General features: G+C 61.4%; 13 protein-coding genes. All 13 read right to left on the bottom strand.

The window, feature by feature from the left end; all coding sequences use genetic code 11:
- Window positions 1-66 precede the first annotated feature (66 nt).
- On the bottom strand, window positions 67-1,464 hold the full coding sequence (locus ABD937_RS11145; protein ID WP_345255789.1) for a type III PLP-dependent enzyme domain-containing protein: 1,398 nt from the start codon (window positions 1,462-1,464) through the stop codon (window positions 67-69).
- 153 nt (window positions 1,465-1,617) lie between these two features.
- Window positions 1,618-3,846 (bottom strand): catalase/peroxidase HPI, encoded by a 2,229-nt coding sequence (gene katG / locus ABD937_RS11140; RefSeq protein ID WP_345255788.1) that lies wholly within the window; start codon window positions 3,844-3,846, stop codon window positions 1,618-1,620.
- A gap of 191 nt (window positions 3,847-4,037) precedes the next feature.
- Window positions 4,038-4,232: a hypothetical protein gene (locus tag ABD937_RS11135; protein ID WP_345255787.1), complete on the bottom strand. Its 195-nt coding sequence runs from the start codon at window positions 4,230-4,232 to the stop codon at window positions 4,038-4,040.
- A gap of 587 nt (window positions 4,233-4,819) precedes the next feature.
- Window positions 4,820-5,014, bottom strand: coding sequence for a hypothetical protein (locus tag ABD937_RS11130; RefSeq protein ID WP_345255786.1), 195 nt, complete (start codon window positions 5,012-5,014; stop codon window positions 4,820-4,822).
- Between the two features lie 298 nt (window positions 5,015-5,312).
- Window positions 5,313-6,722 carry a hypothetical protein gene (locus ABD937_RS11125; protein ID WP_345255785.1) on the bottom strand — a complete coding sequence of 470 codons (1,410 nt, stop codon included), beginning with the start codon at window positions 6,720-6,722 and terminating at the stop codon, window positions 5,313-5,315.
- Window positions 6,723-6,739: 17 nt separating this feature from the next.
- Window positions 6,740-7,948 (bottom strand): hypothetical protein, encoded by a 1,209-nt coding sequence (locus ABD937_RS11120; protein ID WP_345255784.1) that lies wholly within the window; start codon window positions 7,946-7,948, stop codon window positions 6,740-6,742.
- Window positions 7,945-8,145, bottom strand: a complete 201-nt coding sequence (locus ABD937_RS11115; RefSeq protein ID WP_345255783.1) for a hypothetical protein — start codon at window positions 8,143-8,145, stop codon at window positions 7,945-7,947. The genes ABD937_RS11120 and ABD937_RS11115 overlap by 4 nt, the downstream gene beginning before the upstream one ends.
- 157 nt (window positions 8,146-8,302) lie before the next feature.
- Window positions 8,303-9,967 (bottom strand): tetratricopeptide repeat protein, encoded by a 1,665-nt coding sequence (locus ABD937_RS11110; protein ID WP_345255782.1) that lies wholly within the window; start codon window positions 9,965-9,967, stop codon window positions 8,303-8,305.
- Window positions 9,968-10,048: 81 nt separating this feature from the next.
- Window positions 10,049-11,461 (bottom strand): hypothetical protein, encoded by a 1,413-nt coding sequence (locus tag ABD937_RS11105; protein ID WP_345255781.1) that lies wholly within the window; start codon window positions 11,459-11,461, stop codon window positions 10,049-10,051.
- A gap of 27 nt (window positions 11,462-11,488) precedes the next feature.
- Window positions 11,489-12,826, bottom strand: coding sequence for a hypothetical protein (locus ABD937_RS11100; protein ID WP_345255780.1), 1,338 nt, complete (start codon window positions 12,824-12,826; stop codon window positions 11,489-11,491).
- A 27-nt stretch (window positions 12,827-12,853) separates the two neighbouring features.
- A complete protein-coding gene (locus ABD937_RS11095; protein ID WP_345255779.1) occupies window positions 12,854-14,239 on the bottom strand; it encodes a hypothetical protein in 1,386 nt (461 codons plus the stop codon).
- Between the two features lie 24 nt (window positions 14,240-14,263).
- Window positions 14,264-15,535 (bottom strand): hypothetical protein, encoded by a 1,272-nt coding sequence (locus tag ABD937_RS11090; RefSeq protein ID WP_345255778.1) that lies wholly within the window; start codon window positions 15,533-15,535, stop codon window positions 14,264-14,266.
- A gap of 294 nt (window positions 15,536-15,829) precedes the next feature.
- A complete protein-coding gene (locus ABD937_RS11085) occupies window positions 15,830-17,554 on the bottom strand; it encodes a tetratricopeptide repeat protein (protein ID WP_345255777.1) in 1,725 nt (574 codons plus the stop codon).
- Window positions 17,555-17,583 lie beyond the last annotated feature (29 nt).

Genomic DNA, 17,583 nt, shown 5'->3' with positions numbered 1-17,583 from the left:
AGATCGCAGAGAAGGTTTTGGCAGAGGCAGCCACAGATCTGAGATCCTACATCTGCGATCTGAGATCTATTTGATGTATCCCAGGATCTTCAGCATGCTCTGCGCGCTTTGCTCCTTCGCATAGAGCCAATCCACGAGCTTGCCGTTCTTGTCGCGCTCGATGATGACGTGCTTGGGTGAGGGGATCAGGCAGTGCTTGATGCCGCCGTAGCCCGAGATCTGGTCCTGGTAGGCGCCGGTGTGGAAGAAGCCCACGTAGAGCGGCTCCTCGCCGTTGGTCTTGGGCAGGAACACCTCGTTGATGTGCTCCTCGGAATCGTAATAGTCGTGCGAGTCGCAGGTGATGCCCCCGAGCACCACGCGTTGCGGCTCCTGCTCCCACTTGTTGATCGGGAGCATCAGGAACTTCTCGCCGATGCCCCAGGTATCAGGCAGGGTGGTAATGAACGACGAGTCGATCATGTACCAGGTCTCCCGGTCGTTTTGGGCCTTTTCGCCGATGACGCTGTAGATGTGCGCCATGCTCTCTCCTACCGTGTAAGAGCCGAACTCGGTGAAGATGTTGGGCATCGGCACCTTGTTGCGCTTGCAGGCCGCCTTGATGTTGCCCACGATCTCGGTGATCATGAACTGGTAGTCGTATTCGAAGCCGAGGGAGTGCTTGATGGGGAAGCCGCCGCCGATGTTGATGGAGTCGAGCTCGGGGCAGATCTTCTTGAGCTGGCAATAGAGGTTGATGATCTTATTGAGCTCCGACCAGTAGTAGATATCGTCCTTGATGCCCTTGTTCAGGAAGATGTGGAGCATCTTGAGCTGGAACTTGCTCTCGTAGCCCTCGATCTGGTCGACGTAGAATTCGAGGATGTCCTTGGCCCGGATGCCGAGGCGCGAGGTATAGAAGGGGAAGGTCGGCTCCTCTTCGGCGGCTACGCGGATGCCGATCTTGAAGACTCCTTTCACCGACTTGTAGGCATTGAGCTCCTCCTTGTTGTCGAGCACGGGGATCACGTTGCGGAAGCCCGAGTTGAGCAGGCCCACGATGCGGCGGGTATAGGCCTTTTGCTTGTACCCGTTGCAGATGATGTACATGTCCTTGGTGATCTTCTTTTTCTCCGCGAGCTTCTTGATGATCTCGATATCGTAGGCATACGAGGTCTCGAGGTGGATCCCGTGCTTCAGCGCCTCTTCCACCACGAAGGAGAAGTGCGAGCTCTTGGTGCAGTAGCAGTAGTGGTACTGTCCCTCGTACTTGTGCTTCTTGATGGCCTTCTCGAACATGTCCTTGGCCCGGTTGATCTGCGATCCGATCTTGGGCAGGTAGGAAACCTTCAGGGGCGTTCCGTACTTGTCGATCAGCGCTTTGATGTCGAGGCCGTTAAAATGGAGGTAGCCGTCCTTTACTTCGAGTCCTTCCTGGGGGAAATTGAATGTCTGTTCAACGAGACCGAGGTATGAATTCGTCATTTACCGGGTAGAGGGGGTTGTGTCGGTGACCGAAAAGTTTCCGTAAAGGTAATAGATATGCAAAAACAAAACCGCGCGGCTCCGGCCGGGGTCGCGGGTGATGTAAAAAGGGCGGCCACCGGGGCCGCCCTTTTTGCCTCTGTCCCAACAGGATCAGGCCCCGTCGAAGCGGTCGAGGTTCATGACCTTGGTCCAGGCGGCCACGAAGTCGGCCACGAACTTCCCACGGGCGTCGGCGCAGGCATAGACCTCCGCCAGGGCCCGGAGCTCGGAGTTGGAGCCGAAGATGAGGTCGGCGCGGGTGCCCGTCCATTTTACGGCGCCGCTGCGGCGGTCGCGGGCTTCGAAGGTCTCCTGGGCGTCGTCGGTGGCCGACCAGGTGATGCCGAAGTCGAGGAGGTTGGTGAAAAAGTCGTTCGAGAGCGTCTCGTGCTCCCGGGTAAATACACCGTGTGCGGAGCGGTCCCAGTTGGCGTTGAGTACGCGAAGCCCGCCCACCAGCACGGTCATCTCCGGAGCCGTGAGCGTGAGCAGCTGCGCCTTGTCTACGAGCAGCTCTTCGGCGGATACCGCGATCCCGGCCTTCTTGTAGTTGCGGAAGCCGTCGGCCACCGGCTCGAGGGCGGCAAAGGACTCCACATCGGTTTCTGCTGCCGACGCGTCGGTACGACCCGGCGTAAAGGGTACCGTAACGGGCGTGCCGCCCCGGGCAGCCGCCTTCTCGATGGCGGCACTGCCGCCCAGCACGATGAGGTCGGCCAGCGACACGCGCTTGTTGCCGGTCTGTGCGCCGTTGAAGGCGGTCTGGATCGACTCGAGGGCCTCGAGCACGGTGGCGAGCTGCACCGGGCTGTTCACCTCCCAGTCTTTTTGCGGGGCAAGCCGGATGCGGGCACCGTTGGCGCCCCCGCGCTTGTCGGACCCGCGGAAGGTGGACGCCGAGGCCCAGGCCGTGGACACGAGCTGCGTCACCGTGAGGCCGGAGGCCAGGATCTGCGCTTTCAGGGCCACGATGTCGGCCTCGTCGATGAGGTCATAGGTACGTGCGGGGATTGGGTCCTGCCAGATCAGTATCTCTTCGGGTACCTCGGGGCCGAGGTAACGGGCGCGCGGACCGAGGTCGCGGTGGGTGAGCTTGAACCAGGCGCGGGCAAAGGCGTCGGCAAACTGGTCGGGATGCTCGAAGAATCTCCGGGAGATCTTTTCGTATTCGGGGTCGAAACGGAGCGCAAGGTCGGTCGTAAGCATCATCGGCGCATGCTTCTTCGACGGGTCATGGGCGTCGGGTACAAGCCCGGCTCCTGCGCCATTCACGGGGCGCCACTGGTGGGCGCCTGCGGGGCTTTTCGTCAGCTCCCACTCGTAGCCGAACAGGTTTTCGAAGAAGTTGTGGCTCCACTGCGCCGGCGTCGTGGTCCACGCGCCTTCGAGGCCGCTGGTGATGGTGTCGGCGCCGTTACCGGTGCCGAAGGTGTTCTTCCAGCCGAAACCCTGTTCGTCGATGCCGGCAGCGGCCGGCTCGCGGCCTATGTATTTCGACGGATCGGCGGCGCCATGGGTCTTACCAAAGGTGTGGCCGCCGGCGATGAGGGCCACGGTTTCCTCGTCGTTCATGGCCATGCGGCCGAAGGTCTCGCGGATGTCGCGGGCCGCAGCAATGGGGTCGGGGTTACCGTTGGGTCCTTCGGGGTTCACGTAGATAAGGCCCATCTGCACGGCCGCGAGCGGGCGCTCGAGCTCCCGGTCGCCGCTGTAGCGCTTGTCGCCGAGCCACTCTTTTTCAGAGCCCCAGTACACGTCTTCCTGGGCCTCCCAGACGTCGGCACGTCCACCGCCAAATCCGAAGGTCCGGAACCCCATCGACTCCAGTGCGCAGTTGCCGGCGAGGATCATGAGGTCGGCCCAGGAAAGCTTGCGGCCGTATTTCTGCTTCACCGGCCAGAGGAGCAGGCGGGCCTTATCGAGGTTGGCGTTGTCGGGCCAGCTGTTGAGAGGGGCGAAGCGTTGCTGCCCCGCGCCCGCGCCGCCGCGGCCGTCGTGGATGCGGTAGGTGCCCGCGCTATGCCAGGCCATGCGGATGAAGAAGGGGCCGTAATGACCATAGTCGGCCGGCCACCAGTCCTGCGATTCGGTCATGAGCGCATAGATGTCTTTCTTGACCGCGGCGAGATCGAGGGTCTTGAATTCCGTGGCATAGTCGAAGTCGGGTCCCATCGGGTCGGAGAGCGACGAATGCTGGCGCAGGATGTTCAGGGGAAGCGCGTTGGGCCACCAGTCGCGGTTGCGGGCGCCGGTGCCGGCAGCCTGTTTGAGCGCGCCGGAAAAAAAGGGGCATTTGCTGATCGAGGACGCGGATTCGGTCAATGGCAGGTTCGTTTCCATTTCGGTTGTTGATTGTGGTGAGTGATGGCCGGCAGGCGGTGCCGGAAGAACCCTCCAAAAATAACCGCGCAGCCGATAGGAAGAAATGATTTTAATCGATAGCCCCATAGACGGAATAGATCAAAAGAAGACCGCGCCCATGGGGCGCGGTCGGGATTCATATCGGTCGCTCGGGGAAGTTCGCCGGGGCCTTAAGCCATTTCGGATGCGGCATCACTTCCTTTCTTCACCAGCTTTTCGTATTCTTCGCGGATGATGTCGCCGGCGTTCGCCAGTACATCGCCGGAGCGCTTCAGGGCCGTGGCCACGGGCTCTTTTTCACGAAGCAGGTAAACAATGCCGGCAGCGGCACCCACAACGGCCAGGATAGTCAGTGTCGTTTTCATATCACTTGTTTTGAGGAAGAGTTGCGAAGATTGTACCAACTGTGACGGGCCCCCTAAAAAATCGGTTCGGGAATGAGTTTGCACGGACGCTCCTCCCCCTTTCGGACTTGCCCACATCCCTATGCTCCCAGCGCGGGATCCGCTTGGGAGGGGTGCCGGAAAGGCTTTTAAAAGCAGGCGGAACGATTCGCTATTCTTTAATAGCTCCTACTGTATTTATACAGCGTAGGCGCGATGCAGTGTTACAATGTCCCTTGGTATTTGCCGAAGCGATCAAAGGAGCCGGGAGAAACGTGCCGGAGCGCATCGCCGGGGGTATTTGAAGCGACTTCGGAACGTCGTTGCGGTACTACCGGGACGCGCACCTGCCCGGGTGCCTGCCGGCGCCCCCATTGCTCTGTTTGCAACTGCTCAGCTCGTCCCGGTATCCACCATCCTTTCCCAGGCGGGATGCCGGCAGCAATTTCGGATCGGGTTTAGCCCCGCCGTGGCCATGGATGAGCCGCCTGGTTAAATGGACACCCAGCGCAAAAAAAGACCGCAGCCCCGGAGGGTGCGGTCGCGTAATGAGGTCTTCCGCGGATCGCTTATGCCATTTCCGAAACGCCGTTGCTGGCCTGCTTCGTCAGCTTGCCGTATTGGTCCTTGATGAGGTCGCCGGCACCGGAAAGCAGGTCGCCGGAACGCTTCAGGGCATCGGCCACAGGCTCTTTATCACGCAGCAAGTACACGATACCGGCGGCGGCGCCTACGATGGCCAGAATGGTCAGTGTTGTTTTCATATGCTTTTTCTATACCACTATCCACGATCGTACCACGGTTTCTTTCAGAAAGACCGCCCCGGAAAGCGGGGCGGTCTTTGTACAAAAAGATGCCACCTGAGGCGCTCGGTAGCGACGTTGGAAGTGGATCAATCCGGCCGGGACCTCGGTATTCGGCCGCTGAGGTGGCAGCGAAGGCGCCCACCCGTTGTGCCCGGCACGCACCGTCTGTGCGAGGGCCCACACCCGGCGCCCGTTGACGACGAAGACGCCCCAATCCACCTGCAAGGCACCCGGCGGCACCCGCAAAGCTCCGGCATCAACGCTGCAGCTTCAGATGGAACCTTTGCCCTCCCGGGCACGCCACCTGGAGGAAATAGCTGCCGCGAGGAAGGCCCTCGAGGCCCGTCACCGGAATCTCGGTCTGCCCGGCGGCAAGCCTGGCTTCGCTCCGCAACAAGATCTTCCCGGCAGCGTCGGTGAAAGCGAGGGCGACCTTGGTGGTTCCGGCAAAGGGGGCGGCGAAGCGCAGCGTGAGCCGGTCGGCAAAAGGATTGGGATAGGCGCTGAAGGTCAGTTTGCCGGCATCGCTTCCGCGTGCGATGCGGACGATAGCGGAATAGGAGAAGCGTCCGTCGGCATCGACCTGCTTTAACCGGTAGAAGTGAGTGCCTTCGCTGATTGTGTCAGTATAGCGGTAGCTGCGCTCAGTCGTGCTGTTGCCCGCCGCCCCTACCCTGCCGATGCTTTGGAAACGGCTTCCGTCGGCGGAGCGCTCCACCTCGAAGTGGCTCGTGTTCGATTCATTGGCGGTGGTCCACTGCAGCAGGTTGCCGGTGGTATTTGCGGTACCCGCGAACAAGAGCCAGGTAAGGGGCAGCGGCGTAGCCGAGGAGCCGAGGGTGAGCTGCCCGAAGGAGTTGAGCCCGGTCATCGTGAGGGTGTTGGTGGCGGCATCGCGGGCTACCTGCCCCAGGTAGGTCCAGCTTGAGCCGCCGTCGGTGGAGCGGAACAGCACGAGGCTCGCTTCGGAGAGCGAGTTGAGCTCGCCGTCTCTGTAGGCGAACACTACTTCTGCGTTGAGGGCATTGTTGTTGGCGGGCGTCACCTCGTACACCCTGGCGATGCCCAGGTTGCCCTGTCCGGTCTGCACGGCAGTGGTGCCGGTGCCGCGGTTGACGGTAGTGCTGCCGGGTGCCGATCCGTTGGCGGTGAAGGTGATGCCGAGCCCGCCGAAGCTGTTGCCCACGCCCTGTGCCACCGTGCGCGTCGTACGGATCCACCCGTCGAGGTAGGCAGCGGCTGTTTCACTGATCGTAGCGGAAGACCCGAGTTCCAGGGTATCGCTGTTGGTGGTGGTGTTGAGTACACCGGTGCCGGAAAAGGAAAGGCTGTTGCTGATGGTGCTGGCGCCGGAAGTGGTCTTGGTGCCGGAGCCGGATACAAGCAGGTTGGAGAGCGTAGTGCCGGTGAGGGCCTGCGCCCCGCTGCCGTTGAGCTCCAGGGTGCCGGTGCCGGAATAGAGCAGGGTTCCGTCGTGGGTCCAGTCGCCGGTGGTCTGTAGCGTGCCGTTGTTGGAAATCGCCCCGTTGCTGCTTGTAGCAATACTGCCCACCACGGTCACCGTGTTGCCCGGAGGGATCGTGATGAGGCTGCCCTTGTTCGTGAGCTGCTGGGCCGATGCACCGAGCCCGGCCAGGAATGCAAGAAGGAAAAATGTTTTTTTCATTACGTCCTTTTCAGGTATTATTTGACCTGGTACCAGTTCGTACCATCCGAAACAAGCAGCAGTGAGGTGCCGCCAACGATATTAGTGCTGCTGCCGCCGCCGCCGAGCGGTATATAGGCGCTGATGGCCCGGTCTTCACCGATGTTGTTTACGATGGTATAAATACGGTTCGGGCAGGTGTTTGCCGCGGGCAGTGTGATGGTGCCGCTGCCCGACCCGTAGATCCAGATCGTGGCGGTGGCATCCGGGTGGTTGCTGCCGGCCGCCTGCCCCGCCTTCACCCTTGTGCCCATCGACCCGTTGACCTCGAAAGTGCTCACCGGGCTGCTTTTCCCGATGCCGGTAAAACCGCTTTTGAGCACCGTCAGCGCATCGGCGCGCGCGCTGCTAGTGCCGATGCCGATATTGAAGATCCGGTCGCTGCTGTTGGAGGCCGAGGCGTTCGCAACCGTATAGGTGGTACCATACGTGCCGATCGCTGTTTCGGCATAAGAGCCCGCGGTGTTTCCGCGCCCTGCGGCGAGGGAAGCGTCCCCGGATGCCGTATTGTTAATACCCATCCCAAGGCTGGAAGAACCGGATGCCGTATTCCCCGTTCCGATTCCAGTGCTACCAGTGCCAGAGGCGGTGTTGGTGACGCCGAACGATACGGAACCTTCGCCGGAGGCCGTTGTACTCAGCCCCGCGGCAAACGAGTATGCTCCGGTCTTGGCATTGTCCCATTGATCGCTACCGACGAAACCTGCACGAAAAGCGGCCTTGTTCGGACTAAAGAACATGCGGGTGCCGATTCCACTTACTTCGATCGCCGGTCCGGAGCCGGTAGTACCGGTGACCAGGAGATTGCCGTCGGCCAGGTGCAGCTTGCTTGAAGGACTCGTCGTTCCAATGCCCACCTTGCCACTGTTGTTGCTGTAGATATGGCTGCCCGATGCGCTCCAGTGGTTGGCCGTCGATACCAGTACCTTCAGCCAGGCGCTACCCGTATACACACAATAGGTGCTGCTGTCGCTGTTGAATACGAGCAGCCCGGCGGCAGGAGCTGAAATAGCGGTCATCTGCGCCGTGTTCATCCGCGGGGCCAGGAATCCGCGGGTGCTGCTGGTCACATCCAGTTCGGCCGAGGCGTCGGGGCTGCCATTATTGATGCCCACCTGCGCACGCGGCAGGAGCGGCGATAGAACGGGCGGCAGCAGGAATAAGAGCAAGCGAAGTGTCCGGGTCATGATTTGTGCGTTTGATTTGATGAAGGATTGGTGGCCGAAACGCGGAGCGCCTCGTGAATCGATCGATCGCGCTCGAGCCGCTGCGCCTGCACGGCGTACCAGCGCCAGACGGCGCAACAGGAAGCCGCGGCCAGGAGCAGCACGAGCAGCATCCAGCGGTAGTGCGGGGCCATGCGGAACGGGCGTCGGGCGATCATGGATCAAATATGGCCGCGGCCGGAAGGCTTTTCCAAGGAATCGCTGTTACAAACTTGTTTCAATCATAACCCGTTGTGGATCAATAGCGTTACAACTTGTAACATCCCAAAAAAAGCGCCCGGAGGGGCGCCTGTCGTTCCGGGAAACAGGTCGGGGTCAGATCTCGCGGATGACGTCCTCGATGCTGACGTCCTCGGCGAGCCCGAGCTTTTTGCGGAGGCGGCTGCGGGTGACGCGCACGGCCACGAGCCCGATGCCGAGCATGGCGGCGATTTCCTTGTTGGAGAACTGCAACTTGCTGAGGGTGATGAAGCGGATGTCGGCCGGCGTCAGCTCGGGAAGCTTCCGGTTGAGGCGCAGCAGGAACCCGCCGTGCACCTTTTCGAACAGCCGGCGAAACTGCTCCCACTCTGCCTCCGTGAGAATGGTGAGGCTGCGCAGCTGGGTAAGCGTTTCCTCGGAGTCGCCCGGGAGCTGCCGCGCCTCCTGCAGCTCCTCGTTGAAGCGCTCGATAAGGCGGTTCTTTTCTTGCAGCACCTGGGTAAAGGCCGCCAGCTGGGTCTCGGCCGCACGCAGCTCGGCCTCCGCCTGCTGTTGCCGGAAGCGGAAGCGCACGCGCTGGAAATTGATGAAGAGCAGCGCGAGCGCCGTCAGCAGCAGGATGCCCCCGATGAGCCCGTTGCGGGTATAGCGCTGCAGGCGCTGCTCCTGCGCGAACGATCTCCGCTCGGCGGCATGCCGCTCGGCCTCGAGGCGGAATTTGACGCCCAGCACCTTCAGCGCGTTGAGCCGCACGAAGAGGCTGTCCTTGGTGGTGGCGGCGAGCCCGAGCCAGCGCGCGGCCGAAGCCTGGTCGCCGCGGGCCAGGGCGGCGCGCGCCAGCCTCGGGTAGAGCTCGTTCATGAGGGGATAATTTTCCTGCAGGCGGCGCTCCTGTGCGAGCGCGTAGGCCGATGCGAGCAGCGCCTGTGCCTCCCCGCCCCGACCCGTTTCGAAGAGCAGCTCTGCGAGGATGGCCATGCTCTTGACGCGGTTGTCGAACACCTTGTGCTCCCGTACCGACAGGTCGATGTCGGCGCGCAGCAGGGGCTCCGCCAGTGCGTAGCGCTTCTGGTAATGGTAGGTGATGCCGAGGTTGCCTTGGATGATGCCCGTCCACACCTTTTGACGCACCGTGTCTACGAGCGGCCCGGCGCTTTCGAAATAATGAGCGGCCGAATCGTATTGCTCCAGGTTGCGGTAGCAGAGGCCCACCGTATTCATTACGTTGAAGGGCGACGGCACCTGCACGGGGCTCCCGGAGTGGAGCGCCTCGAGCAGGTACTGCCGCGCGGAAGCGAAGTCGCGGTAATGGTAGAATTTGGAGGCGAGCTCGTACAGGAGGTTCCACTTCGGCGGAAAGGACTTGCCGTCGAGCGCAGCGCAGCGCTCGTAGGTGCGCAGGCCCCATTCGAAAGCCCGCTCGTGGTCGCCGCTGTTCCAATGATACTGCGAGAGATAGGCCATCGCCTGTACCGCGGGACCTTCTTCCTGTCGTTCGTTAAATGTGGTATACTGGCGCAGTAGTTCGGTCTCGAGGGCCGGCTTCGGTCCCGTGAGGCGCAACGCCGCATAGCGCAGCCGGTAAAGCGCGGCCAGGCGGTTGAGCATACCCCCTTCCTCCTTTCGGGCCAGGGCTTCGAGGCGCTCGAGCCCCGGCGCGCCCTGCTGGTCCATCACCGAGTCGAGCAAGGCCACCTGCGCGGGGTATTCTTTAGGAAGCCCCTGGGCGGCGGCTGCCATCGAAAGCAGCAAAAGGAGCAGAAGGGCCGGGATGCGCATGTCGGTGTTGGTGTATGGCGGCAAAAATAGAAAAGCCGCTCCATGTGGAGCGGCTCTGATCCCGACAAATACTAAATCGGTTTAATGGGCCAACTTCAGCAGGAAGTGCTCGCCGCCGGCGGCGGTGCCCTGCAGGTAATAACTACCCTTGGGAAGAGCGCCGAGTCCGGAGAGCGGCAGGTCGACCTGGCCCGCGCCCATCGTGGCTTCCTTGCGCAGCACCGTTTTTCCGGTGGCGTCCATGAGGCTCAGGATAAGCTTTGTATTCCCGCTAAAGGCTTTGCTGAGGCGCAGCGTGAGCTTGTCCTGGAACGGAACGGGGTAGGCCGATGCCGTCATCGCGCGCGCATCTTCGCCCCGGGCGAGCCGTACTACGGAGGAATACGAATAGCGGCCGTCGTTGTCCACCTGCTTCAGCCGGTAGTAGTACGTTCCCCCCGTCACCCCATCGGTGAAGCTGTAGCGTCGATCGGTGCTGCTGTTTCCTGCGGCCCCTACCCTGCCGATGCCTTGGAAGCTGCTTCCGTCGGCGGAGCGTTCCACCTCGAAGTGGCTTGTATTCGATTCATTGGCGGTGGTCCACTGCAGCAGGTTGCCGGTGGTATTTGCGATACCCGTGAACGAGAGCCAGGTGAGCGGCAGCGGTGTGGCCGAGGAGCCGAGGGTGAGCTGCCCGAAGGAGTTGAGGCCCGACATCGTGAGGGTATTGGCAGAAGCGTCGCGGGCTACCTGCCCCAGGTAGGTCCAACTTGAGCCGCCGTCGGTGGAGCGGAACAGCACGAGGCTCGCCTCGGAGAGCGAGTTGAGCTCGCCGTCCCGATAGGCGAACACGACATCTGCGTTGAGGCCGTTGTTGGTGGCGGGCGTCACGTTAAAGACACGCGCAATCCCTAGGTTACCCGACCCGGTTTGCACGGCGGTGATGCCGGTGCCGCGCTTGGCGGTGGTGACCCCCGGGGCCGATCCGTTGGCGGTGAGGGTGATGCCGAGCCCGCCGAAGCTGTTGCTCACGCCTTGGCTTAGGGTGCGCGTCGTGCGGATCCAGCCGTCGAGGTAGGCGGCCGCCGTTTCACTGATCGTAGCGGAAGACCCGAGTTCCAGCGTATCGCTGTTGGTGGTGGTGTTCAGGATGCCGGTGCCGGAGAAGAGGAGGCTGTTGCTGACGGTGCTGGTGCCGGAAGTGGTCTTGGTGCCGGAGCCGGATACAAGCAGGTTGTAGAGCGTAGTGCCGGTAAGAGTTTGCGCGCCGCTGCCGTTGAGCTCCAGGGTACCGGTGCCGGAATAGAGCAGCGTGCCGTCGTGGGACCAGTCGCCCGTGGTTTGCAGGTTGCCGTTGTTGGAAATCGCCCCGTTGCTGCTTGTAGAAATACTACCCACCACGGTCACCGTGTTGCCCGAAGGGATCGTGATGAGGCTGCCCTTGTTCGTCAGCTGCTGGGCGCTCGTAGTAAGCATTACGGAAAGCCCCAGAACGGAAAGTAGGATTCGTTTCATACGTTGTCAATTTGTTCGCGTGAAGATTTATTTGACCTGGTACCAGTTGGTACCGTCTGAGATCAATTGTACCGATGTTGCGTTGGCAATGGTCGTTGTGCTGCTTCCGCCAAGCGCCACATAGCTGCTGCTGGTGCGGTTTCCGCCCGTATTATTGACGATGGTGTACGTGCGGTTGCTGCAGGAGGAGGCCGAAGGCAACGTAATGGTGCCAGTGCCGGAACCATAGATCCATACAGAAGCAGTCCCGTCCGGATGATGGGTACCCGCTACCTGTGCGGCCTTAACCTTCATACCGATCGACCCGTTCACGTCAAGGGTACTTGCCGGATTATTGTTGCCGATACCCGTAGCGCCGCTTTTAAGTATCGTAAAGGCGTCCGATCGGGACGATACCGAAGTGCCATTCCCCACGTTGAACAAGCGGTCGGTCGTTTGAAAGGTGCTCGTTCCGGCAGCGGCATAGGTAGTGGAAAAGGATCCGACGCATAGCTCACCATAGGAGGCGGCTGTATTGGAGATCCCTAGTGCGGCTGCATAGGAGCCGGACACCGTATTACTCGAGTTAGCCGCGAACGAGCGGTCGCCTGAGGCGGTGTTGGTTTGCCCGAGCGCTACCGCACGTGACCCCGTGGCAAGATTGCCCTGACCGAGCGCTACAGAAATAAAGCCTGAGGCCTCCGAGCCGAATCCGCCTGCGATGGACGCCGTTCCCGTTGCCCTTGAAGAAAGCCCAAATGCAACAGCGCTCGTTCCGGAGGCGGTACAAAAATCGCCCATAGCAACAGCGGCGGCCCCGGAAGCCGTGTTATTTGTACCCAGCCCCACGGAATACTCACCGATTTGGGCCGGGTCCCATTGACTATCCTGCACGTAACCCGCACGAAGCGCGCTCTTTAAGGGATTGAAGAACAGGCGGCTTCCCGCGCCGGTGACCTCAATAGCATTGCCGCTTCCGTGCACCGCGGAAACCAGGAAATTTCCGCTCTGTACGTGGACCTTACTTTGCGGAGCTGTCGTGCCGATGCCCACGTTTCCGCTGTTGTTGCTGTAAATGTCATTACCCGTGACCGACCAGTTTCCTGATGTCGACAACAGGACTTTCAGCCAGGCCGATCCTGAATAAATGCAATACGATGCGCTATCGGTGTTATAAACGGCCAGCCCTGCAGCGGGCATTCCGATCGCTGTCATTTGCGCACCCGTCATGCGCGGGGCAAGAAAGCCGCGGGTCGTGCTTTTGACGTCAAGCTCGGCCGAGGCATCCGGGCTGCTGTTGTTGATGCCTACCTGGGCGGCTGCCGGCGTAGCCGTCATCAGCGCGGCCGCCAACAAGATGGGGTAAATGCGGGATAGCTTATTCATTCAGGATTGATTTGAAAAGACAAGGAATTATTTGATTTGCTGCCAGTTCGTGCCGTCGCTCACGATCCAGAGCGCGGTGCTGGCGGCAAGCGTAGACTGGACGGAGCCCGAAAGGTCTTTGTACGAGCTGATGCTGCGCACGGCGCCGGTCTGGTTAAGGATCGTATAAATACGGTTCTTGCTGGCGCTTGCCGAGGGCAGGGAAATACTGCCGCTGCCGGAGGTGCAGATCCATACCGACCCGGTGGCGTCTACGCTGTTACTACCCGCTACCTGCGCGTTCTTGGTTGCCAGTCCCACCGTGCCCGAAACGTCGAGCGTGCTGACTGCCGTTGCCGTGCCGATGCCCACATAGCCTGCGTCCGTCACGCGAATTCCTTCGTTGCCTCCGTCGTTACTGAGGTAGTAGCCATTGAGCCGCACATTCCGGCCCGCCGTGTGGCTACCGAGGTTGTCGCCGAAGGGATTGGACTCGCAGATGGCCAGGCTCCAGCCGGTGATGCAGGCGCTTGCCGCTCCGTTGCCCCCCGTCATATATCGGAGATTCAGCTTCCAGTTTCCGTTCATCGGGCTGCCGTACAGTGTGGAGATGGCTGGGCCGGTAGGACCTATAATGTTATAGCTTCCGGTAAAAGGCACTGTCAGACTGAATATTCCCGGGGCTGCGGTTGTTCCAGCCGTCGAAAAGGTCGCGCCCGATACGTTGGGGTAGCCAACCGCCATCTCGATCGTTTGCCCCGAAGGGCTCGTGAGCTCGAAGTAATAGTAGCCATTCTCGCTGGCAACGGTTGACGAGGAAGTTGCGCTCACGGTTACAGCGAGGTAGGTGTCTTCCGAGAAGGTGCCGTTGCCGGTGGTATAGTTAATGATCGAGTAGGGGCTCTCGAAGTTCGCGGCACATGCCTGCGTGCTGCTGCTCTTCGTGTTCGTGTCTTTAATAATATTGTTAATCGAAGTCCAGGTAGCGTTGCCGCTGTCGTCGCTCTGGAGAAGGTAGGAATTGGCAGCACCGTTGGTGAGCTGCAGGTTGCTGGTCTTCGTACGCCCGTTCACGTCGAGCGCCTCCGTTGGCGTAGCGGTGCCGATGCCCACCTTGCCACCGTTCTGGTTGTACATCGCTGTACCATCGCGCATCCATTCCTTGCTGGAAGAGGGAAGCAGGCGTAGCCACGATGTACCCGTGTAGATACAATAGGTGCTGCTGTCGGTATTGTAAACCGCGAGGCCTGCGGCGGGTACCGTGATCGCATTCATCTGCGCCGTGTTCATCCGCGGCGCCAGGAAGCCGCGGTTCGTACTCGTTACGTCGAGCTCGGCGGAGGCGTCTGGGCTGGGGTTGTTGATGCCTACCTGCGCACGGGTGCCCAGGGCACAGCAGAGGCCGAAGCGCACGAGGAGTTGTTTACGGATCATAAAACAGTTGTTGGTGTTGAGGGGTTACTGGTACTGCAGCCAGTTGCTGCCGTCGAACACGAGGGAAATGGAGGCGCCGTTGGCAACGGTCGTTTGCGTGGTGCCCGAAAGATCTTTATACGAGGTGATCGTGCGACTGCCGCCGGTCTGGTTCACGATGGTGTACATCCGATTAGTACAAGACGTTGTCGGTAGCGTGATGCTCCCGGTGCCCGACGAGTAGAACCAAAAGGAGCCGGTCCCGTCGGGATGATTCGTTCCCGCTACCTGACCGGTTTTCACTTTCGCGCCCATGGAGCCGTTCACGTCGAGCGTACTCAGCGGGGTGGCGTTGCCCAGACCGGTGTAGCCGCTTTTCAAAACGGTCAGTCCGTCGGCGCGGGCTGTTGCGTTGCTGCCTACTCCTACATTGAAGGCGCGGTCGGCGGCGTTGTGGCCAGACTGACTCAAAGCGGTATAGGTGGAGCCATAAATGCCGACAGCGAACTCACTATAGGAAGCGGCCGTGTTCTGCCTGCCAAACGCGGCGCTGAACGGGCCCGAGGCGGTACTGAAGTTGCCGGCGAAGGAAAAGAGTGCGGCGGCTGTAGCGGCATTGGTGGCCACACTGTTGGCGCCGCTGGCCGTGCCCCCCAGCGCGATGCTGCTGCTGGAGCTGGCGGTACCGTTCGATATCGCGAAACTGTTTTCTCCCGACGCTACGCTGAATTGACCGAAAGCCGTCGAAGACTTGCCGGAGGCGATGGTGTTGTACCCACCGGCAAACGAGTATTCCCCATTGTTGGCAGGATCCCAGCTTTCATTTTCGACATGCCCTGCCCGGAACGCACCTTTCGTGGGTGCAAAGTACAAACGTGTGCCAGCTCCGGTTTTTTCAATCTCGGGGCCGCCGCCGATCGTTCCCGTAACGAGAAAGTTGCCTCCGGAAACGCTCAGCCGGGAATCGGGGCTCGTAGTGCCCACGCCAACGTTCCCGGCGTTGTTGCTGTAGATGTTCGATCCGGAAGCCGTCCAGCTATTCGCATTCGACAGCTGAACTTTCAACCAGGCGCTCCCGTTGTAAAGGCAATACGAGGCACTATCGGTATTGTACACGGCAAGGCCCGCGGCCGGCGATGCGATCGCCGTCATCTGGGCACCCGTCATCCGCGGCGCCAGGAAGCCGCGGGTAGTGCTCTTCACGTCGAGCTCGGCCGACGCGTCGGGGCTTGCGCTATTGATACCGACCTGGGCGCGCAGGCCGGCCGAAATAAAGAACAGGGCGCACAGGGCCCCGGTGCGAAGCAAATGGCTCATAAGCGTTGTTTGACGGATGTTGGGAATACAAGTGGCCCCCGGCACGCTCTTCCAGCTGCCGCAACCGGCCGCGGTGCCAGATCCACACGCAGATGCAGGCGCCGATGGCAGCCAGGAGCACCACGAGGGTCCAGAGCAGGTAGCGGGTCAGGAAGTGGGGGCGAACGGGTGCCATGACCCAAAAGTGCGGCGCCCGGCAGGCGAATGCAAGGATTTGCCGTTACACTTGTGCATCAAATGCAAAGTGTTGAAATGCGGCAATTTAAGCGGTATGATGCGCCTGGATGATGCGTTTTAGATGCGCGCGATGAGGCCTTCGAGGTCGCCTTCCTCGGCGAGCCCGAGCTTTTTGCGGAGCCGGCTCCGCGTGGTGCGCACCGCCCCGGCGGAGATACCGAGCACGGCCGCGATCTCCTTGTTGGAGAAGTGAAGCTTTGCCAGGGTCATGAACCGCACCTCGGCGGGGTTGAGGTCGGGTAATTTTTGCCGGAGCCGGAACAGGAAGCCGGTATGCACCTTTTCAAACAGCGCCTGGAACTCCTCCCAGGCCTCCTCGGTAAGGATGGTGAGGTCGCGCAGCCGCGACACGGTCTGCTGGGCCTCAGGCCCGAAGGCTTCTTCCTCGGCGGCCCGCTCCTCCCACTCGTGCTGCAGCTGCTCGATGAGGCGGTTCTTTTCGTGCATTGCCTGGGTGATCTGCCCGAGCCGTGCGGTGGCGCTTTGCAGTTCGGCTTCCGCCCGCTCTTTTCCGGAGGCAGCCTGTTGCTCGCGGAGCAGGTGGCGCACGCGCTGGTGGCGGATGACGAGAAGCGCCATGCCGGCAAGTAGCACGATGCCGCCGATCAGCATGTTCCGCATCAGCAGCTGGTTGCGGCGCTGCTGCCCGAAGTAAGCCGTCTCGGCCGCGTATTTTTCGGAGAACACGCGCAGCTGCGCGCCGGCGAGCACGAGGGCGCTTTGCCGTCGCACGAGGGTATCGCGCGAGCGGGCCGCCGCCTCCAGCAGGCCGGTGGCCCGCTCGAAGTCGCCCTGCCCCGCGTAGTGGCGGGCGAGCCTTGGAAAGAGCTCCGTCACGAGGTCGTGCTCCTGCTCGAAGCGGCGCTCCCGGAAAAGTGCCTGCGCTTTTTCCAGCGTCGCCGCGCTTTCCGCCCGGCGACCGAGCCGGGCGTAGCATTCGCCCAGGATGGCGAGGCTCTTCACCCGGTTGCGGAAGGTATTGTTGGTAGCCTCCGATTCATGGATGTCTTCGGCGATGAGCGGGATGGCCTCCGCATAACTTCCCTGCGCGTAGTAGGCGATGCCGAGGTTGCCTTTGACAATACCCACCCAAACCGGCCGGCTGGCGGCTCCTGCCTCGGCCAGGGCTTTCTGGAAGTAGGCTACTGCCGAATCCGTTTGCCCCGTCGCACGGAGACAGAGGCCGATCGTGTTGAGCACGATGTGCGGCTCGGGAAGCTCAACGGCTCCTTTCGTGGCCAGCGCCTCGCCGGCGATACGGCGCGCGGTGGCAAAATCGAGGTAATGGTAAAAGCGGAGGCTCAGCTGAGTGAGCGCATGGTACTTGAGCGGAAATTCGGTGCCGCTCCAGACGGTGTAGCGGCCATAGGCCTTCAGTGCGTATTCGAGTGCCCGGGCCTGATCGCCCCTGCGCCAGCAGGCTTCCGAAAGCAGGAACAGGGCATGCGCGCCGGCAGCCTCGCTGCCCGATCGCTGGAGGGCCGGCAGGAGGCGCAGCAGGCGCTGCTCAGCCTGCCCCACCTGCGGCGTGCGGTTCACCAGGTAATGAAGGCGGCAAAGCTCGATGAGTTGCTGCGCCGCCGCGTCGCCGGCGGCCCTAGCCCGCAGCTCCGCTTTGATGAAGCGGTCGGCCGTATCGGCAGGGAGGATAGCGAGCGGCAGGCCCTGCAGCACTTGCGTATAGTCACGGAGCGAGGTTTGCGCCGCCATGCGCAGGGGGGCGGAAAGAATGGTGGCGAGGGAAAGAAAAAGAAGAAGCAGTGTGCGTTTTGGAGCCGGCATCAAACTAAAATTAGCAAAAAGGGACGGAG

The sequence above is a fragment of the Flaviaestuariibacter amylovorans genome (assembly GCF_039541815.1).
GTDB classification, from domain to species: Bacteria; Bacteroidota; Bacteroidia; order Chitinophagales; family Chitinophagaceae; genus Flavisolibacter; species Flavisolibacter amylovorans.
The sequence above is the reverse complement of the archived record's forward strand: the minus strand, read 5'-3'. Positions and strand labels throughout refer to the sequence as shown.